Origin of the sequence: Streptomyces sp. LUP47B, assembly GCF_001746295.1 — a bacterium.
GTDB lineage: Bacteria > Actinomycetota > Actinomycetes > Streptomycetales > Streptomycetaceae > Streptomyces.
This window is the reverse complement of sequence record NZ_MJAH01000007.1, coordinates 57,765-74,651: the sequence shown is the minus strand read 5'-3', so window position 1 is coordinate 74,651 and position 16,887 is coordinate 57,765. Positions and strand designations below refer to the sequence as shown.

12 protein-coding genes and 2 pseudogenes are annotated in these 16,887 nt (G+C 69.3%); 8 read left to right on the top strand and 6 right to left on the bottom strand.

Features of this window, described 5'->3' with window-relative positions; all coding sequences use genetic code 11:
• The first annotated feature begins 14 nt into the window (after positions 1 to 14).
• Positions 15 to 1,361 carry a hypothetical protein gene (locus tag BFN33_RS22715; protein WP_069761960.1) on the top strand — a complete coding sequence of 449 codons (1,347 nt, stop codon included), beginning with the start codon at positions 15 to 17 and terminating at the stop codon, positions 1,359 to 1,361.
• A 256-nt stretch (positions 1,362 to 1,617) separates the two neighbouring features.
• A complete protein-coding gene (locus tag BFN33_RS22710) occupies positions 1,618 to 1,986 on the top strand; it encodes a hypothetical protein (RefSeq protein WP_069761959.1) in 369 nt (122 codons plus the stop codon).
• Between the two features lie 316 nt (positions 1,987 to 2,302).
• On the opposite strand, the gene BFN33_RS54460 is transcribed toward BFN33_RS22710, so the two are convergent.
• Positions 2,303 to 2,632 (bottom strand): deoxyxylulose-5-phosphate synthase, encoded by a 330-nt coding sequence (locus tag BFN33_RS54460; protein ID WP_079140959.1) that lies wholly within the window; start codon positions 2,630 to 2,632, stop codon positions 2,303 to 2,305.
• A gap of 378 nt (positions 2,633 to 3,010) precedes the next feature.
• Here BFN33_RS54460 and BFN33_RS22705 point away from each other — a divergent pair.
• The 4 genes and pseudogenes from BFN33_RS22705 to BFN33_RS22695 all read left to right on the top strand — a co-directional run.
• Positions 3,011 to 3,415, top strand: a pseudogene (locus BFN33_RS22705) (SDR family NAD(P)-dependent oxidoreductase); the annotation flags it as partial.
• Positions 3,416 to 3,417: 2 nt separating this feature from the next.
• Positions 3,418 to 3,690: pseudogene (locus BFN33_RS50060) on the top strand (MerR family transcriptional regulator); the annotation flags it as partial.
• 64 nt (positions 3,691 to 3,754) lie between these two features.
• Positions 3,755 to 5,431, top strand: coding sequence for a murein biosynthesis integral membrane protein MurJ (murJ, locus tag BFN33_RS22700; protein WP_069762249.1), 1,677 nt, complete (start codon positions 3,755 to 3,757; stop codon positions 5,429 to 5,431).
• A 116-nt stretch (positions 5,432 to 5,547) separates the two neighbouring features.
• The gene (locus BFN33_RS22695; protein WP_069761958.1) at positions 5,548 to 5,916 is read left to right on the top strand and encodes a hypothetical protein; all 369 of its coding nucleotides are present in this window, start codon (positions 5,548 to 5,550) and stop codon (positions 5,914 to 5,916) included.
• A 605-nt stretch (positions 5,917 to 6,521) separates the two neighbouring features.
• Here BFN33_RS22695 and BFN33_RS22690 read toward each other — a convergent pair.
• A complete protein-coding gene (locus BFN33_RS22690; RefSeq protein ID WP_069761957.1) occupies positions 6,522 to 7,244 on the bottom strand; it encodes a DUF4232 domain-containing protein in 723 nt (240 codons plus the stop codon).
• A gap of 621 nt (positions 7,245 to 7,865) precedes the next feature.
• On the opposite strand from BFN33_RS22690, the gene BFN33_RS22680 reads away from it, so the two are divergent.
• Complete coding sequence (locus BFN33_RS22680; RefSeq protein ID WP_256122836.1) at positions 7,866 to 10,826, top strand: GH59 galactosidase; 2,961 nt, start codon at positions 7,866 to 7,868, stop codon at positions 10,824 to 10,826.
• A 222-nt stretch (positions 10,827 to 11,048) separates the two neighbouring features.
• Positions 11,049 to 12,812: an APC family permease gene (locus BFN33_RS22675; RefSeq protein ID WP_176742445.1), complete on the top strand. Its 1,764-nt coding sequence runs from the start codon at positions 11,049 to 11,051 to the stop codon at positions 12,810 to 12,812.
• On the opposite strand, the gene BFN33_RS22670 is transcribed toward BFN33_RS22675, so the two are convergent.
• From BFN33_RS22670 to BFN33_RS22655, 4 genes are all read right to left on the bottom strand, one after another.
• Positions 12,796 to 14,463, bottom strand: a complete 1,668-nt coding sequence (locus BFN33_RS22670; protein ID WP_069761954.1) for a hypothetical protein — start codon at positions 14,461 to 14,463, stop codon at positions 12,796 to 12,798. The genes BFN33_RS22675 and BFN33_RS22670 overlap by 17 nt on opposite strands.
• Entirely contained in the window at positions 14,460 to 15,488 is a 1,029-nt protein-coding gene (locus tag BFN33_RS22665; protein ID WP_069761953.1) for a hypothetical protein, read from the bottom strand. Before BFN33_RS22665 ends, BFN33_RS22670 begins: the two co-directional genes overlap by 4 nt.
• Positions 15,489 to 15,493: 5 nt before the next feature.
• Positions 15,494 to 15,850 carry a hypothetical protein gene (locus BFN33_RS51365; RefSeq protein WP_069761952.1) on the bottom strand — a complete coding sequence of 119 codons (357 nt, stop codon included), beginning with the start codon at positions 15,848 to 15,850 and terminating at the stop codon, positions 15,494 to 15,496.
• 433 nt (positions 15,851 to 16,283) lie between these two features.
• A complete protein-coding gene (locus BFN33_RS22655; protein WP_069761951.1) occupies positions 16,284 to 16,622 on the bottom strand; it encodes a co-chaperone YbbN in 339 nt (112 codons plus the stop codon).
• Positions 16,623 to 16,887: the final 265 nt, after the last annotated feature.

The following is a 16,887-nucleotide window of genomic DNA, read 5'->3' as shown; positions in this document are numbered from 1 at the left end:
TCTAACGTGCCGGTGTGAACCGTGATCTTCTCCGCGACCTGTCCGCCACCCTGGCCGCAGCGCTGCTCGTCACGACCGCGGCTGTGATCGGCACGGTCCTGGAACACCGTTACGGAAACCTTCACGTGAGCTGGCCCCCGCTGTACGGCCATTGGGAGCCGCACGTCGGGCCCGGCACCCCCGCCACCATCTTGGTGGCCCTCGCAGTCGTCGCGTACGGGCCGCTCCTCGCCGCTCGGCTCCCCTGGCGTGCGTTGCTGTGCACGGCCTGGGGCACCGCCATGGCATGGACGTTCTCGCTCGCCCTGGTCGACGGATGGCAGCGCGGAATCGCCCGGCGCCTGACGACCAAGTACGAATACCTCCAGGTCATCGACCCCGTAAACCGCTTCCACGACATCCCCGCCACGCTGCGGGACTTCACCCATCACATCCTGATCGACTCACCCGACGCCTGGCCCGCGCACGTCGCCGGACATCCTCCCGCGGCAACGCTCACCTTCGTCCTCCTCGACCGGATGGGGCTGGGCGGCGGCGCCTGGGCGGGGGTGTGGTGCATCACCGTCGGGGCGACAGCGGCGGTGGCGGTCCTCGTCACCCTACGAGCGCTGTCCGGGGAGACGCTCGCCCGCCGCGCCGCGCCCTTCCTGGTCCTGGCCCCGGCGGCCGTGTGGATGGGAACCTCCGCGGACGGGTACTTCGCGGCGGTCGCCGCCTGGGCGATCGCGTTCCTGGCCCTCGCGGTCACGGGACACCGTCCACGGTCGGCAGGTCTTGCCTCCGGGCTGCTCTTCGGCCTCACCGTGTATCTCTCGTACGGGCTGACACTGTTGGCGGTCATCGCCGGTGGCGTCCTGCTGCTCGGCTCCCGACGGCTGCGCCCCCTCCCGTACGTCCTCGCCGGACTCGTCGTCGTCCCGGCCGTGTTCACGTTCGTGGGCTTCAACTGGTGGGAGGCGTATCACCTGCTGACCACTCGCTACTACCAAGGGGCCGGCGGCATCCGCCCCTACGGCTACTGGGTGTGGGCGAACCTCGCATGCACTGCACTCGTTGTGGGACCGGCGACCGTGGCCGGGCTGAGACGAGCTGGTGCGGCTCCCATCCGCCAGGGTCTTCGCACGTGCCTGCGCCGCGCCGACGGCGAACCCCGCCTTGCCCTCCTCGCCTCCGCCGCCCTGCTTGCTCTCCTCGCTGCCGACCTCTCCGGCATGAGCAAAGCGGAAACTGAGCGCATCTGGCTGCCGTTCGCGATGTGGCTGCTCCCGGCATGCGCGTTCCTGCGCCGGCCCCGCGCCTGGCTCACCGCACAGGCGGCGCTCGCCCTGCTCCTCAACCACCTGCTGCTGACGGGATGGTGACGCGGCAACCTGCCGCCATCGGCCATCGGCCATCGGCCGTCGGCCATCGGCCGTCAGGCGGAAGCGTGTCGGCGGTAGGTGTCCGGCCCGAGTCCTCTGCGGAAATTGGCTCTGCGGTGACTCCTGCTCGCTGAGCCGCATTGCGAAGCCTCTGGTGGAGATGGTTCTCTTGGCCGAAAACTCATCTACCAGGGGCTCCAGCTGGCACGTGCGGGGTGAGCGAATACCGACTGGAACGTAGGGGAGAGAGATCATCGTGGGTATCTTCGTCCGGATCAGAGGCTGGCTGGAGTGCGATGACCAGCAGCTCGCCCAGGTCAGAGAGATCGTCGAAGCCGACGATGCAGACCGAACGTACAGCGGTGGCTGGGCCTTTCCACCGAGGCAGTACAACTTCACCAACTGGGTCTTCTTCGGGGCAGAGCTGCGCGCTCAGTCCGTCGACTGGCTCCTTGAACGACTGAGGCGCGTGGCCCGAATTCCTGCCTCCGACGACGACAATGACCTGATCACCGGCCTGTTCTTTGTCAGCCACGAAGTCGACGGCATGAGCGAGTGGCAGGTCCGCGACGGCACGGTGATGATCCAGGCCGCGGGCCAGGAATATCAATTCCTCGACAAATAGGGCACGAATGCCCGTGTGGAACCGTTGAGCGGTCAGGCGGCCAGCATTTGTTGTGCCTTCACAACGCAGCGGGCGGCGTCTGCGCGGATATGGCCCTTTGAAGAATGAGCTGGCTCGCTGACGGTCGGGTCCGCCTCATCCGTCCCCGCTCAGATAGCCAGGGCGGGATCGGGAATCACCGCCATAGTCGGCATGCCTACCCGACACCCGTTCAAGCGGATTGCCTCAAGAGCCTGACTGGCCAGCTGAAGCGCACATCACGTTGCGACTGAACGCTTCAGTTGGCCAGTCCGACGTTCTGCCCCCAGCCCGTGCCTCACCCCACGTCCCGCCGGACCAGCGCGTGCGCGATCGGCTCGCCACTGCGCTGCGCGTACGTCATCCGTTCGCGTACCTCACGCAGGGTCCGGGGGCGATATCCAGACCCGCCGCAGCAGCTCTTGTGGAACCCGACGCCGGCGTTCAGCAGCACTGTGAGTGTCCGCCACGCCGCGGCATCCCGCCGTCGGGGCGCGGCGAACGCCGAACCTGCGTGGATCAGCGGTTGCGCACAACGGGGACAGGTCCTCTGTCGCGTTCTGTCGTAGGGCTGCTTGTAGGAGGCTCGGCAAGAGAGGCAGACGTATGAAGTCTTGGCATGAGCCATGGGCTCAACCTTAGAGATCCTCCTGGGGACCGACCAACGAATTTAACAGACCGAGAGGCCAGGCAGGAGGGTCGGCGCACCTTCCGGACTCAACTGGCCAACTCAACGGCTCAGTCACAGCAATGAGCCGAAGCTCGGTGCTTGTCACCGGCAGAGCCGGTTGAGCTGGTGAATGAGACCGGTCGAAGCAGCCTGGTTGTCACAAGTGAGGCGCGCGGCTTGGCACGAACGCTCATTCGGCCTGCCTTCTCCCACCGTGAGTCGAGTCTCGCCGCCGGGCTGGAAGAACTTGGCATCGCTACGTTCGCGGCGACCACCGGCGGCGGCTACCGCTCGCCAGGCGCTGCTTGACCTTGCCGCTGGCGGCAGGGTTGAACGATGACCGGCGTGAACAGCACCGCACCGCAGACCAGCAGGATCGTCGCCGTCACGGGAGCCGGCACCGGGATCGGCCGGGCGACCGCCCGCGCCTTCGCCGCCGAGGGCGCCCACGTGATCGCGATCGGGCGGCGAGCCGAGCGGCTCATGGAGACCGCTGCCGAGAACGACCGGATCACGGGCCTGACCGCCGACATCACCGCCGAGGGCGAGCCCTCGCGGATTGTTCAGGCCGTGCTGGAGAGGCACGGTCGGCTGGACGTGCTGGTCAACAACGTCGGCATCGTGCGCGGTGGCGCCCTCGGCACGCTGACGCCGGAGATGATCGAGACTCAGCTTGCCACCAACCTCGTCGCCCCCATTCTGCTGGCTCAGGCCGCGCTGCCGTTCCTGGAGGCGTCGGGCCGATCGGTGAGCTGGCCACGGCAACCGGAACCACGGCTCGTGCGCTGCGGCACTATGAGCAGGCCGGACTCATCTCTTCCGACCGGGCCTCCAACGGCTACCGCCACTACGACGAGCGGACCGTGATGCGAGTCCGCAACATCCGCCACCTGCTGGCCGCCGGGCTCACACTGGACGATGTGCGGGTGTTCCTGCCCTGTCTTGATGGCGATGTGGCTGCTGCACCGCCATCGGACCAGGGCCTGCGGATCTGCCGCAGCGGCGCCTGTGTGATTGGTCCTGGGGCTTTGATCTCGGGGCTTCTTCGGGCGGGCGAGGCGTGGATCGTAGATTGTGCACATGATCGAGGAGACGTCGCCAGAGCGGTTAGAACAGTCCACAAGACGGAGGCATGCGGCCCCGAGGAAGCCGAAAGGCGGTGGCGGACTGCTGCGTTCGTCTGCGCTGATGGCGGCGGGAACACTGGTCTCGCGTGCCACCGGACTGATACGGCAGGTGCTGCAGGCCGCCGCGCTGGGCACGGGTCTGCTGGCCACCACCTACAACCAGGCCAACACGGTGCCGACCAGCCTGTACTTCCTGCTCATCGGCGGCGCGCTCAACTCAGTCCTGGTTCCCCAACTGGTTCGGGCCCGCGTGGAAGATCCCGACGGGGGCGCCGCCTTTGAGCAGCGCCTGGTCACCCTGGTGTTGTGCGTCCTCGGCGCGGGGACCGCGCTGGCCACGTGGGCTGCTCCTGAGATCATCAGCGTCTATCAGCGCGACACACCCGCCACGCACGACGCGTTCGAACTGACCGTGGTCTTCGCCCGCTTCCTGCTCCCGCAGATCTTCTTCTACGGCGTGTTCAGCATCTTCGGCCAAGTCCTCAATGCCCGGAACCGGTTCGGCGCGATGATGTGGACCCCGGTCATCAACAACCTCGTCCTGATCTCCATGTTCGTCCTCTACCTCGGCCTGATGGCCGCTCCGGAGCAGGTATCGGACGTAACTGACTCCCAGGTCAGACTGCTCGGGATCGGGACCACACTCGCTCTGGCCCTGCAGGCACTCGCCCTGATCCCCTACGCCCGCGCGGCCGGTTTCCGGTTCCGGCCCCGCTTCGACTGGCGAGGAACTGGATTGCGCAAGAGCGTGAACGCCGCCCGCTGGACTCTGCTGTTCGTGCTGACCAACCTCGTGGCCAGCACGGTGGTCACGAGGTTGGCCTCCGCTGCCGACACCGCTCTGCCGCAGGCCGGCGTCGGCTACACCGCCTACAGCTACGCCCAGCAGATCTGGATGCTGCCCCAGTCGATCGTCACCGTTTCTCTCGTGACCGCCCTGCTCCCTCGCATGAGCCGGGCAGTGAGCGAGCACCGTCTCGACGACCTGCGCGCCGATCTGTCCCGCGCGCTGCGGATCAGCGGAGTCATCATCGTCCCGGCTGCTTTCTTCTTCCTCGCCTTCGGTCCTGAGATCGCTCGGCTGCTGTTCGCCCACGGCGCCGCCGACGCCACCGGCACCGTCCCCCTGGGCCACATGCTGCAAGCCTTCGGCCTGGGACTGATCCCGTTCTCCGCCCAGTACCTCTTGCTGCGCGGCTTCTACGCCTTCGAGGACACCCGCACGCCGTTCCGGATGGCCCTGTGGGTCAGCAGCATCAACATCGCTCTCGCTATCGGCTGCCACCTCCTGTTTCCTCCGCGCTGGGCGGTCACGGGGATGGCCGCCGCCTACGCCCTGTCCTACGCGATCGGCCTCCTGCTGACCGCCTTGCGTCTACGGCGTCGCACGGAGGGGCTGCTGGACGGTCGGCGGATCTGTCGCACGTACGCAAAGCTGACCGCGGCCGCAACAGCGGCCGCGGGTGCCGGCTGGTTCATTGCCCGCTCCTGCAGCCAGGGCCTGGTGTCAGCCTCTTTGACGCCGGCGCTTTCGCTGACTGCGGGGGGCATTGCCTTGGTCCTCGTGTTCCTGCTCTTTGCTCGGATCCTGCGGATCGGGGAACTGCGCAGCTTGCCGGGGCTGAGCTGAGACCCGTCACCGGTGGCAAAGCCGCTGCAGCCCAGGCAACGCAGCGGTAAGGGTGCGCAGATGACCACGCAACAGCTGCCGTTCCCGGTCCCGGACGAACGCACCTCTTCGTCGACATGCGCGACCTTGTTGACGACCTGGTCGTGCCCCCCGGCGCACCCGCGGCCGCCGGCACAGCCGCCCTGCACACGGTCCGCGAACTGCTGCGCCAGTTGTACGACTGCTGTGAGTTCTCCACCGTGGTAGTCATGCACTCCCTGATCGCGGCGGAGATCGTGCTGCGTGACCGCATCCCGGGCGCGGGCAAGAAGTCGCTGCAGAAGCTCATCGAGCAGGGCGCCGATGCGGGGATCCTGACGGTAGCCCGGCAGGAGGAGTACCTCGACTACGGCCGAAAGATCCGCAATGGCATGGCACCCATGTCACCGCCTCGTTCGACACACCCGCAGAAATCTTTAGCGGCGCCGGTTACGTCGGGACAGTGACGGCTGTCGTGGGCGGCGCTATGCCGGGGGAGTGAAGTACCCCGTTGGCGGTGGGCTGACGGCCCAGAAACGGGCTCGGCGTGAGCAGGTCCGGCTGGCAGCCGCTGATCTGATCGAAGCCGGGGCCAGTGGCAGGGAGGTGGCCTGCCGGTTCCGGGTGACCCGGATCTCGTGCGAACCGCTGTCGGCGGGCGCTGGTTTCGGGCGTTGGCAGGACCTGGCCCCCAGGGACCCCGGCAGCGGCCCCTGCAAGCTCGACCCAAATCGACTGCGCGTTTCGGAGACGGTGTTGGATTCCGGTTCCGGCCGCCTCAGGCTGGACCAGTGCTGGACGCTGGCGAGGCTCTGGTCGAGTTTGCCGACGGGCCCGCCACATAGGTAGCGGCGGGCCCATCCTGGAGCAGGTCGACAGGAGTACGGCGAGGACGAGGACGATGTGCCGGAAGCCGGACGGCGCCAGATCCGGGCGGCCGTATGCAGGGCCCTGATGCGGGCGTCGACCCCGGCCGTGCTGGAGCCGTCCAGGACGATCAGTACCCGGGGGAAGACCGGGTGCCGTCGCCATTCCTCGTGCGGCGCGCGTTGCTGCTGCCGCTGGAATCGGGTTAAGAGGGCATGACCGCGGATACGGCGGTGACGGTCACGGTGTCGTCGCACTCGGCGAACTGCCCGTCGTCCAGGGCCACCTGGTGCGCCCCGGACCCCGGCAGCCGGACGACCATCGTGGGATACAGCACGGGCGCCGAACCGGACACGCAGTACCCGTCGGCCTCTCCCTGTACCTGTACGAACGTCAGCTTCACCCACGCCTTGCCGCCGGGGGCCACCTTCACCGGCGCCGCGGCTCCGGTCGGCTTGACGGTGAGCGGCACGTTCATCTCGGGAGAGCCGTTCCCGGCGCCGGCCACCGTGGGGTGCCCGTCGAGGACGCACGTGCGTCCGGACACATTGGTGAACTCGACGACGGCTGCGCCGGTCCCCGTACCGGCCGGCCGCACGGCGGCCTGACGGGCGGTCGCCTTCAAACTGCCCGCAGAACAGGTCGCCGCCGAACCGCCCGAAGCGGGTGCGGACGACGGGGGTGCGGAGGCGGCTGGCGAGGACGAGCCGGGCGCGGAGGGCGTGGTGGAACCGGAGGCGGAGCTGCCGGGCTTCGGGGTGCCGGGCGCGGAGGAGGAGGCCGTTGAGCTGACGGCCCCGGACGGGGTGACGCCGCCGGCTCCGGTACCCGCACCGCCCGCACCGGGCTGACATCCCGCCACTGCCAGCGCCGCCGAAGCCACGACGACCGCCATCGCCGAACCGCGCATTCCGTTGACGTACCGCATGCTGTCCCCCGAGTTTCATTTGTCCGGAGCACGGCTCCTCGCCGCCCTCGTCGAACCAGACAGAACCGTGGAGGCGGCAGTTCTCCCGCGCTCCGACCTGTGACCCTCCGGTGACGAAATCCGGCCACAACCACCGTGGAACGCCCCTGACGGGCAGTTCGCCGGGCGGACCGAGCTCCTGACCCGCGGCCTCCAGGCCGAGGGCGTCGTTCTTGTGCACCGGATGCATCGATTCGATCTCCAGCGCCCTGTCGCCCAGGACGAACTGCGCGCGGACGACCCGCGCGATCAGCTCTTTCGCCTGAGTGACGAGCTGTTCGTAACGCTGCCCGTTGGCGTTCCCGACCCGGTCGGGCACGTGGGTCATGAAGGCCACCGCCCTCGCCGGGTCCAGCCCGGCCCGGCCGCCATCACGTGACCGGTCAAAGGAGCGCCGACCCCCGTCACCGTCCACCGCGACGCGGCCGCGACACGCCGAGCCAGATCCTGAGCCAGGACCGCTCAAGCACACCCTCGGGGTCCACGCCTTTCCCGGGCAGGTCACGCCCGTCAACGACGGTCAAATCTCGAGTGACGCAAGGGGATTGACGTAGAAAGCGCTTGCCCCCTACGGTCCCCCGAATGGGTATGCAGCGAAGATTCGGCTGGGCGTCGCTCGCCGCGGCGACCACCATGGCACTGGCGGCAGGAGTGACCGCGGCGCCCGCCGCCCACTCCGCGGACGATCCCGTGCAGATCGTGGTCGACGGGAACGACGTACGCGCGGACAACGTGAACGGCCTGACCTACAAGGGCCTCGGCCTGCTCAGCTGCAACAGCACGAGCAACCTGCTGATGGACTACAAGGCGGAGCACCCCGAACGGTACTGGCAGCTCATCAGGGTCCTGTTCGGCGGGAAGAGCCCCCTGATCAACCACGTCAAGATCGAGATGGGTTCGGACACCAACACCTCCACCGGCGCCGATCCCGCGACGATGCGCACCCGCGACGAACTCGCCGACGCGTCGCGCTCTCCCGGCTTCCAGCTCGCCGCCGACGCCAAGACGGTCAACCCGAAGCTCAAGGTGTCGATCCTGCGCTGGGTCATGCCCCAGTGGGTGCAGACCGAGTGGAACAAGGGCACCGGCACCGACGAGATGTACCGCTGGTACAAGGAGACGATCCTCGACGCGTACCAGAAGTACGGGTACATGGTCGACTACGTGAATCCGGACACCAACGAGACCACGAAACCGGACATCTCCTTCATCAAGTGGTACAAGAACACGCTGGCGAACGACACCGAATTCAGCGACGCGCGCTACGGACTGACGGCCCGTCAGCAGAAGTCGGCCGCGAAGGCCTACCACGACATCAAGATCGTGGCATCGGACGAGAACACCACGAAGAACATCGGCCCGGCGATGCTCACGGACACCGAGCTCTTCGGCATGGTCGACGCGGTGGGCTACCACTACACCACCGACGACCGGCTCGACGGTACGTCCGACAGTGCCACGTACCGGCCGTACACGAAGCTGGCGACCGGCGACAACACCTACGGTCAGGACAAGGAGGTCTGGTACAGCGAGGGCGTCGGCTCCTTCGGCTGGACGGACTACCGGGTCTCCAACACCGAGGGGCCGGGCGGCGCGAGCACGGGCATCGGCGGTGTGCAGAGCGCCCTGGACATCGCCAACCGTTCCGTGAAGAGCTACGCCAACTCCAAGCGGACGCACTACATCTTCCAGCCGGCGATCGGGGCCTTCTACGAGGGCGCGCAGTACAGCCACAAGGAGCTGGTCAGCGCCCGTGACCCGTGGTCGGGGAGCATCCACTACGACGCCGCCGTGTATGTGATGCAGCACTTCACTCAGTTCGCGAAGACCGGCTGGGAGAACGACACCAACACGGCCGGCATCTGGCGCACCGTGCCCGAGGCGAGCTACAGCGGCGTCAGCGGCACCGAGAACGTCGACGGCTCGAACGGCGCCCCCAGTTACATGACGCTCGCCGACCCGGCGAAGAGGGACTTCTCGACGATCGCCGTCAACGACAGTGACCGGACCAAGAGTTACCGCATCAAGGCCGAGAACATGGCACTGGGCGACGATCCCACCATGGAGGTCTGGGAGACCCGCGCGGCGGACCCCGGCCAGGCCTACGACGCCAACTTCAAGCATCTCGCTGCCCAGATCCGGCCCGACAGCGACGGCTACTACACCTACACGGTCAAGCCGCGCGCGATCGTCACGTTCACGACCCTGGACCGCAGCTCCGACAAGGCGACGAGGCAGCGCCTCCCCGAGACCGGCGCCCGCACGGTCCTCGACACCGACGCGACCGGCAAGAGGCACGACACCCACGACACCGTCCTGTACGCCGACGACTTCGGGTACAGGGAGGAGGGCCGGGTCCGGGTCGGCACGGACAACGGCGCCCGCACGGTCTCGCAGCCGTACCTCACCTCCCGTGGCAACCAGCCGCGTTACCTGGTCGACCAGACCGGCGCCTGGGAGGTCGGCAAGGGTCCGGGCGGCGACAACGTGCTGTACCAGTACCTGGACCAGTCCATGAAGGACACCGGCGCCTGGAACCGGAACACCCCCAACACCACGGTCGGCGACTTCCGTTGGGAGAACTACCGGGCCTCGGTCGACGTCTCCTTCCCGGACCCGGCCGGCGGCCTCGCCACCCTGGGCGTACGCCAGCAGAAGGGCATGGCCGCGACCGATGCCGCATACAGCGTGGGGATCGGCCCGAGCGGGAGCTGGACCTTCTCCCGGTACGGCACGGCGCTGAGGACCGGGACGGTCGCCGCGGCCGACGGCTACCGCCTCGCCGTCGAGGCCAAGGGCGCGACCGTCACCGCGTACGTCGACGGCCAGGCCGTCGCCACTTACCAGGACCCGACGCCGGTGACCGAGGGCCGCGTCAAGCTCGGCACCGACTTCCACACGACCGCCTTCGACAACCTGAAGGTCGAGAAGGTCGCCGGGTACACCCCGTACGCCGCCACGCTGACCGACAACATGGACAGCTCGGTCGCCTACGAGGGCACCTGGAGCCGGAACGCCTCCCTCGGCGACGCGATGAACTGGTACCGCTCGACGTCGACCAGTGCCACCGCGGGAGCGACCGTCACCGTCCCGTTCCGCGGCACGGGCATCGACGTCATCGGCGGCAATGACGGGAGTGCCGTACTCGACGTCGTCGTGGACGGCCGGCCCGTCGCCCGGAACGCGAAGACCACTGCCACCGACAGGCGTCAGGCGACGTACTCACTCCGCGGCCTGCCCGACGGCAGACATAGGGCGACGTTCACCCTCAAGTCCGGGAAGATCGTGCTCGACGCCTTCACCGCTCTGTCCGGCGACGTGGACGGGCCGGTCGACACGACACCGCTCGCGACTGCCCTGGACGCGGTGGGCTCCCCGGCCCCGACCGACTACACGGCGGACTCGTGGGCCGACTTCGCCGCCGCGCGCACGGCCGCCAGGGCAGCGGTGCGCGGGCAGAAGGGCCTCGACGTCCTCGGCGTCGGCCAGCTCGCGAGCCGGCTCGTGGACGCCTACGACAGGCTGGTCCGCATGGAGCCCTGACCAACACCGCCGGCGGGGCCGCCCCTTCAGGCGGGCCCGCCGGCCAAGGGCAGTCGGGCTATCCGCGAAGGCGTCGTCCTGGCATCGATTCGGTACCGGTTCCTCACCTGCCGTCCACAGCCTCCCGCGTCGCTCCCGAAGATAACCTGGTCTGCGGTAACTCCGGGGGAGGGGGACGAGTTGGGGTGGATGGGGGACCGGGGCTCGGCACGGTCGGGCTCGTTGGAGGACGCCGACGAACGCCGTCGGCTGTCCACGCTGGATCTGGTGGGGCTCGCCGCCGGCGGTGTCGTGGGTTCCGGGTGGCTGCTGGCGGCCGGTAAAGCCCACTGGGCGGCCGGTGACAACGCCGTGTGGGCCTGGGCAGCCGGCGGAGCGCTGATGCTGCTGATAGCCGCCGTGATGGTCGAACTGGGCATCGCCGTCCCCAAGACGGGCGGCCTGATCTTCCTCCCGCTGCAGGCGGCGGGCCCGCTGGTGGCCACGGTCGTGGCCGCCGGGCTGTGGATCGTGTACGCGGTGAACCCGGCGAGCGAGGCGGTCGCCATGGTCCACGGACTGGCGTACTGGTTCCCGTCGTTGCTGCGGAACGGCGAGGTGCTGAAGAACGTCGCCGCGCCCACCCCGCAGAGCATGGAACACGCCTACGACTTCTCCATGACCGGCGTCCTGTGGGCCGTGGTGTTCATGGCGCTGATCGTCGGGCTCAACCTGCTGCCGCCACGCCGGCTGATCAGGCTGAACCTCTTCATCACCATGGTGAAGGTCCTGGTCCCGGTGCTGATCATCGTCTGTCTGGGGTTCGCCGCGTTCGACGCCGCCAAGAGCTGCGAGCCGGATCAGGTCTGGTACCTCAGCGGGCGCTCGGGATCCGCCGAGCACCTGCAGAGCCAGGCCGGGCACCTGTCGCCGCTGTACGTGGTGCTGGGCGGCGCCGTCATCTACGCGTACATCGGCTTTCAGGCGCCGCTCGACTTCGCCGGCAACGTCAAACGGCGGGGCATGGGCGAGGCGGCGCGGCTGCGCTGGGCGGTGTACGGCACCCTCGTCGGCGCGTTCGCGCTGTACACGGCGCTGCAGTACGTGTTCGGCAGACACTGCCAGGGGCTCACCGGGAACATGCTCGAATCGCCGTACTCCCAGTTCGCCGCAGCGGCGTCGATGACCTGGCTGGCCTGGCTGATCAGAGTGAACGCGGTGCTGTCCCCGATGGGATCCGGCATCGTCTTCACCCACGCCCTGACCCGCGAGGTCGCCGCCCTCAGCCGCGCCCACCTCACCCACCGCGGGCTCCAGACGGCGCGCCGGGCGTCGTTCCGGTTCCGAGGCGGCGAGATCGACGCGTACTGGATGATCCTGCTGGTCAACTTCGCGATAGGGCTGGCGATGCTCGTCGTGGTGCGGGGCAACTGGGAGGAACTCGTCACCCTCAACAGCGTGCCGACGCTGGTCGTGTACGCCACGCCGGGTGTCGTCCTGGTGGCGTTGAAACTGCCGGGGTTCGGGCGGACGCGCCGGACGGTGCACCTGGTGCTCTCCGCCACCGCGTTCGTCGCGATCGCCGTCGTGATGCTCGAGGCGGGGTGGCCCAACGTGTGGCGGGGCATGGCCGGCGTGGGAATCGGCTCGGCGCTGCTGCTCGGGCTGCCCTGGCTGGCCAGACGCGATCTGCCCTTCATAGGGGGCCTGTTCAGGCGCTACGACGCACGGGACCACGTCTCTCGCTTCGCCACCCGCGGGGATCCGGCGGTACGACCGGTGCTGCTGTTTCTCGCGCACTGGGCGGTGATCGTGTCGTGCACGCTGCTGCGGGACGTCCTGAGCGACGAACTGGCCCTGATGCCGCAGCTGATCGTGGCCCTGTCGGCGGCCGTCGTCTTCCCGCTGCTGGTCCGGGCCTGCCGCCGCTACATGGACCGTGTGCCGCCCACCCTGCCCGTGCCCCGCCGTGAACCTCAGGAAGTGCCCGTCAGCGTAGGGACTTGATGACCCACTCCGCCGCCTCGTGCTGCTCGGCCGCCCGCAGTTCGGCCACCGCGTCGTCGCGGTGGCCCACGTCCGACCAGCGGCCCACCGTGGCCCGCAGCAGCAGCTCGGCGTCCGGCAGCGGCAGCGCCAGCACCCCGCTCACGACCTCGACGACGGCGGCCGGAGTCACCAACTGCTCGTTCTCCAGGAACCGTTCGAGCAAGGTCCAGGCCTCGTCGCGAAGGTCGGCGCGGTGCAGACGGGCCGCGACATCGGCGACCAGGGCGGCGTCGACCGTCAAACGGGCGGAGGGGTCCGAGAGTTCGCGGCAGGCCGCGTCCACGGCGACCGAGTGCCGGGTGCGCAGTGCGCTCAGGCACTCCACGAACCAGTCCCGGTCCGCGTGCGGCTCCATGACGGCCAGGGCCAGCCGGCGTCCCGCCTCGTCCGCGGCCCGGGTCCGGTCCCGGCTGCGCTCGACGTTGTCCAGCAGGGCCACCAGCTCGGTGCCGGAGCGCCCCTCGACACTCACCGCGGCGACATAGCGCAGCAGCCGGGAGCACTCGGGAGCCGCGTCCTTCTCCGGCAGCCATTCGTCCAGGTGTTTCAGCTCGTCGAGGGGGCGGGGTGCGGAGCCCGGGGTGGCGGAGCCCGCCACGATGTCGGCCAGCAGCTCCCGGGTGGTACGGGTCAGGGCCGGCTCCTTGTGCCAGTACGACACGAGCGCGGCGAGTTCCTGGACGTTCGTGTGCCCGGCCGCGTAGTGCCGTACCAGGGCGCACTTGGCGGGCGAGTCCTCCTCCCTCGCCAGCAGCGCGCAGAGCTTCACCACGTGCCGGGGCCGCGTGGTGCGGCCGATGTGCTCGGCGAGGGCGTCGTGACCGGCCCCGCGCCGGGCGATCAGCTTCGCCACCAGCCGCCGCGTCATCTCCACCTGGGTCGCGTCCGAGGCTTTCAGTCTCTCCTCGATCCAGCGCTCCAGGACCCGCCCGACCGGGCTGAGGTGCTGGAACGCGCCCGACAGGTCGGCGATCTCCTCGCCCTCATCGCCCGGCCCGGCGTCCGGCTTGCTGTCGGCGATCGCCCGCAGGGTCAGTTCCAGCAGCCGGTCGGCCTCGCGGTCGCAGCCCTCGTCGCGGAGCGCGGTGTACAGCAGCGCCTTGTCGAGGTTGGTACGGCCGGAACCGGGGCCCGCGAACACCTGCACGGTGCGCTCCGCGAGGTCGGACCCCCGCTCCTGGACGACCCGCACGAACACCGCCACGTCGAAGGCGGTGCGCTGGCAGGCCACGTCGTGCACGATGCTCGCGGTGATCGGGGCGCGCTCGCTGCCGGACTCCGCCTCCTGCTGCATCACGGCCAGCTCGGCGGCCTCCCCGACGGGCCGTGACAGGGCGGCCGTCGCCATCAGCATGACGCCGTCCCGCGGGTCGAAGCGGTGGGCGAGCTTGACCAGTTCGTCCACCGGGCGGCGCAGCGCGAAGGCGTACAGGGCGCGCATGGCCATCGCCTCGCGATGCTCCTTGCGCATCCTGTCCAGGATGCCCATGAAGTGCCGGACCTCGGCCCGGGCGACCCAGGCGTACGCCTCGTTGAGCGACTCGGCCAGGTCCGGCTGGAAGAGGTGATCCGTGCGGCGGTCGCCCGCGGCGCTGTCGGCGCCGGTCATCCGCCGCCCAGCATCGCGGGTTCGACCTCACCCCAGTAGCTGACGAAGTCGGCGGGTTCGGCCAGCAGTTCGCCGGCCTTCCGGTCGACGCGGAGGGCCAGGTCGCGGCTCTGCTCGTCCCCGTCCCTCAGTCGTACGACCACGCGGCCCGCGAGGGCGGGTCGGCGCATCAGATCGGGCAGGTTGCGCTCGCCGTTGAGGAGCAGCTCGCGCACCCATTCGTCCACCGTGCCCAGCGCGCGGGTCCGGGGCCGGCGGCCCTTGGCGTGGTTGGTGAACAGCGGGGCCGCCTCCGAGGCGTCGTTCAGCAGCATCCGCGGCGCGTGATGGACGCCGCACTCCTGCATCCCCTCGTCGATACCGGCGCGGAGTGCGCCGAGGGTTAGGTCCTCGGGGTGTTCGGGCATGCCCTGCCCGAGCACGTTCAGCAGATGGCCGCTGAACGGCGTGCAGGTGTCGAGGGGGTGAGGCAGGTTCTGGCAGGCGCCGGCCCACGCGTTGTGTACGCTGCCGCCGACCGCCGTGAGGACGCAGGTGCCGCTGAAGCGGGTGCCGAGAGCGCCCGGCAGGGCGGACTCGGGTCCCAGGTGGGGCAGCATGCTGGAGTAACAGCAGTCCGCTATCAGCACCTTGAGGCCGGCCTTGCTCTTCCTGATCGCCCGGTACACGTACCAGGCGGACAGCCATGTCCAGGGTTCGCTGACGCGCGAGGAGCCGACCGCGAAGTGGACCTGGCCGCCGGGCACGTCCTGCCAGTAGGCGCCGTGCCCGACGTACACCACGAGCAGGGTGTCCTCGGGGCCCTCGCCGGCCGCGGCCGCCTCCTGGAGTGCGCACATCACGTCGTCGGCCGTCTGCACTTCGTCCGGCCCCAGCACAGGGGAGCGTTCGGCAGCGCCCCACCGGGGGTCCCGGGCCAGCGCGGCCCCGTAGGCACGGGCGCTCGCCTCGATCGTCGGATAGCCCTGTATACCGGATTCCTCACCGTATGTACCGACGCCGATCACCAACGCCCGGGATGCCATGCCGGTCAGCTCCCCTCGGGAGTGGTGAGGCCGTCCGTGCGCGGCGCGGGCTGCGGGTCCTGAGCCGGCGATGGGGCCTGCGGGGGCTGGACGACGATGATGGTGACGGGCGGTGGATCGAGCCTGCGACCCCGCCAGTTCTCGATCGCCCGCTGCACGGCGACCTGCACCGCGGCGCCGACAGTGCCGCCGAGCACCGCCTCCACCATGATGGCGGCGAGGCTGCCGTCGAGGGCGCCGTCCTGCCCGGCCGTCTCCAGCCGCCAGGTCAGCCCCGTCTCCCGTCCCAGCTCCTCCAGGAGCTGCTCCGGCTCGTCCAGCCCGACCGGTCCCTCGACCTTCACGGAGATCGTCGCCGTCATGTCTCCCGTGCCTCCCCAGCCGCCGCTCGGCGTACCCACCCCACTCTGCCAGGCCGAACACCTGCTGTGCGAGGGCGCGTTGACGCTCGTTACAGGGTCAGTACGTGCTCGCCCGCGACGGCGCGGGGGACGCGGGCCGTTGTGCGCCGGTTTCTCCCAGCAGCCGTAAGCGGAAGGGGCCCCCGCGGGTTGTCACCCTCGAAGGCCTTCCGTGCCGTCGGGACGAGAGGCTTTGCACCTGGGCCCAATTGCCCCAGAGTTGAGTGCGCTACCGGGCTGCGGCACGCCCCGGGCGCGCCTCCCACGGAGCTCGTCGAGCATGAATCGCTGGCCGGACGAGCGGAGCCCGACATCGGTTGTGAGAACCGTTCGTGAGGCCTGCGGGGGGCCGGCGCAGCTCCGGGCGTCGCGCCCCACGTGCCGCAGCGGCCGCTCAGAGCTGGCCGTCCAGGAACTTCCGTACCTCGGCGATGGTCATAGGCCCCGTACCGTGCGCCACCGCCTCTCCCTCCTTCAACAGGACGCAGGACGGGGCTCCGGTGATCCCGTATCGCTCAGTTGCGGCCGGACAACGCGTGATGTCCGTGCGCACGGCCGTCAGGCGGCCCGCGTACTCGTCGGCGATACCACCCACGACGAGGTCCATCACCCGGCAGGGCTCGATTGCCTTGGGCCATGTCCCGGTGAAGTATGCGAGGACCGGAACTTTGCTCATCCCGAGGATGAAATCGAACTCCGCGTCCTCACGGGGCCGGTGAACCCGGTTCGCCATGGAAGCTCCTGACCTCACGTTCCGTCATTCCTTCCTCATCATCCCTCGCACGGTGTGCCAGGCCGGCCCGGTCGGTGGCTCGGCTGACCTGTCGGAAGGGAGACACGGGGCTGTCGCAGACCCACGGTGGTCCCCGGCGCGAACGGTCCGGCCCCCTGCGCCTGGTGACCCGGCCTGGCCGCCCGGCCGGTCACCCAGCTGCAGCCGCCGCGCGCCCGTGGATCAGCTCGTGCCAGGGCACAGCGGCCCAGATCGCCAACCAGAT

Coding starts and splice junctions, on each gene's coding strand:
- BFN33_RS54460 (WP_079140959.1), bottom strand. CDS start 2,632: ATGGCTCATGCCAAGACTTCATACGTCTGCCTCTCTTGCCGAGCCTCC.
- murJ (WP_069762249.1), top strand. CDS start 3,755: ATGATCGAGGAGACGTCGCCAGAGCGGTTAGAACAGTCCACAAGACGG.
- BFN33_RS22695 (WP_069761958.1), top strand. CDS start 5,548: ATGCGCGACCTTGTTGACGACCTGGTCGTGCCCCCCGGCGCACCCGCG.
- BFN33_RS22690 (WP_069761957.1), bottom strand. CDS start 7,244: ATGCGGTACGTCAACGGAATGCGCGGTTCGGCGATGGCGGTCGTCGTG.
- BFN33_RS22680 (WP_256122836.1), top strand. CDS start 7,866: ATGGGTATGCAGCGAAGATTCGGCTGGGCGTCGCTCGCCGCGGCGACC.
- BFN33_RS22670 (WP_069761954.1), bottom strand. CDS start 14,463: ATGACCGGCGCCGACAGCGCCGCGGGCGACCGCCGCACGGATCACCTC.
- BFN33_RS22665 (WP_069761953.1), bottom strand. CDS start 15,488: ATGGCATCCCGGGCGTTGGTGATCGGCGTCGGTACATACGGTGAGGAA.
- BFN33_RS51365 (WP_069761952.1), bottom strand. CDS start 15,850: ATGACGGCGACGATCTCCGTGAAGGTCGAGGGACCGGTCGGGCTGGAC.
- BFN33_RS22655 (WP_069761951.1), bottom strand. CDS start 16,622: ATGGCGAACCGGGTTCACCGGCCCCGTGAGGACGCGGAGTTCGATTTC.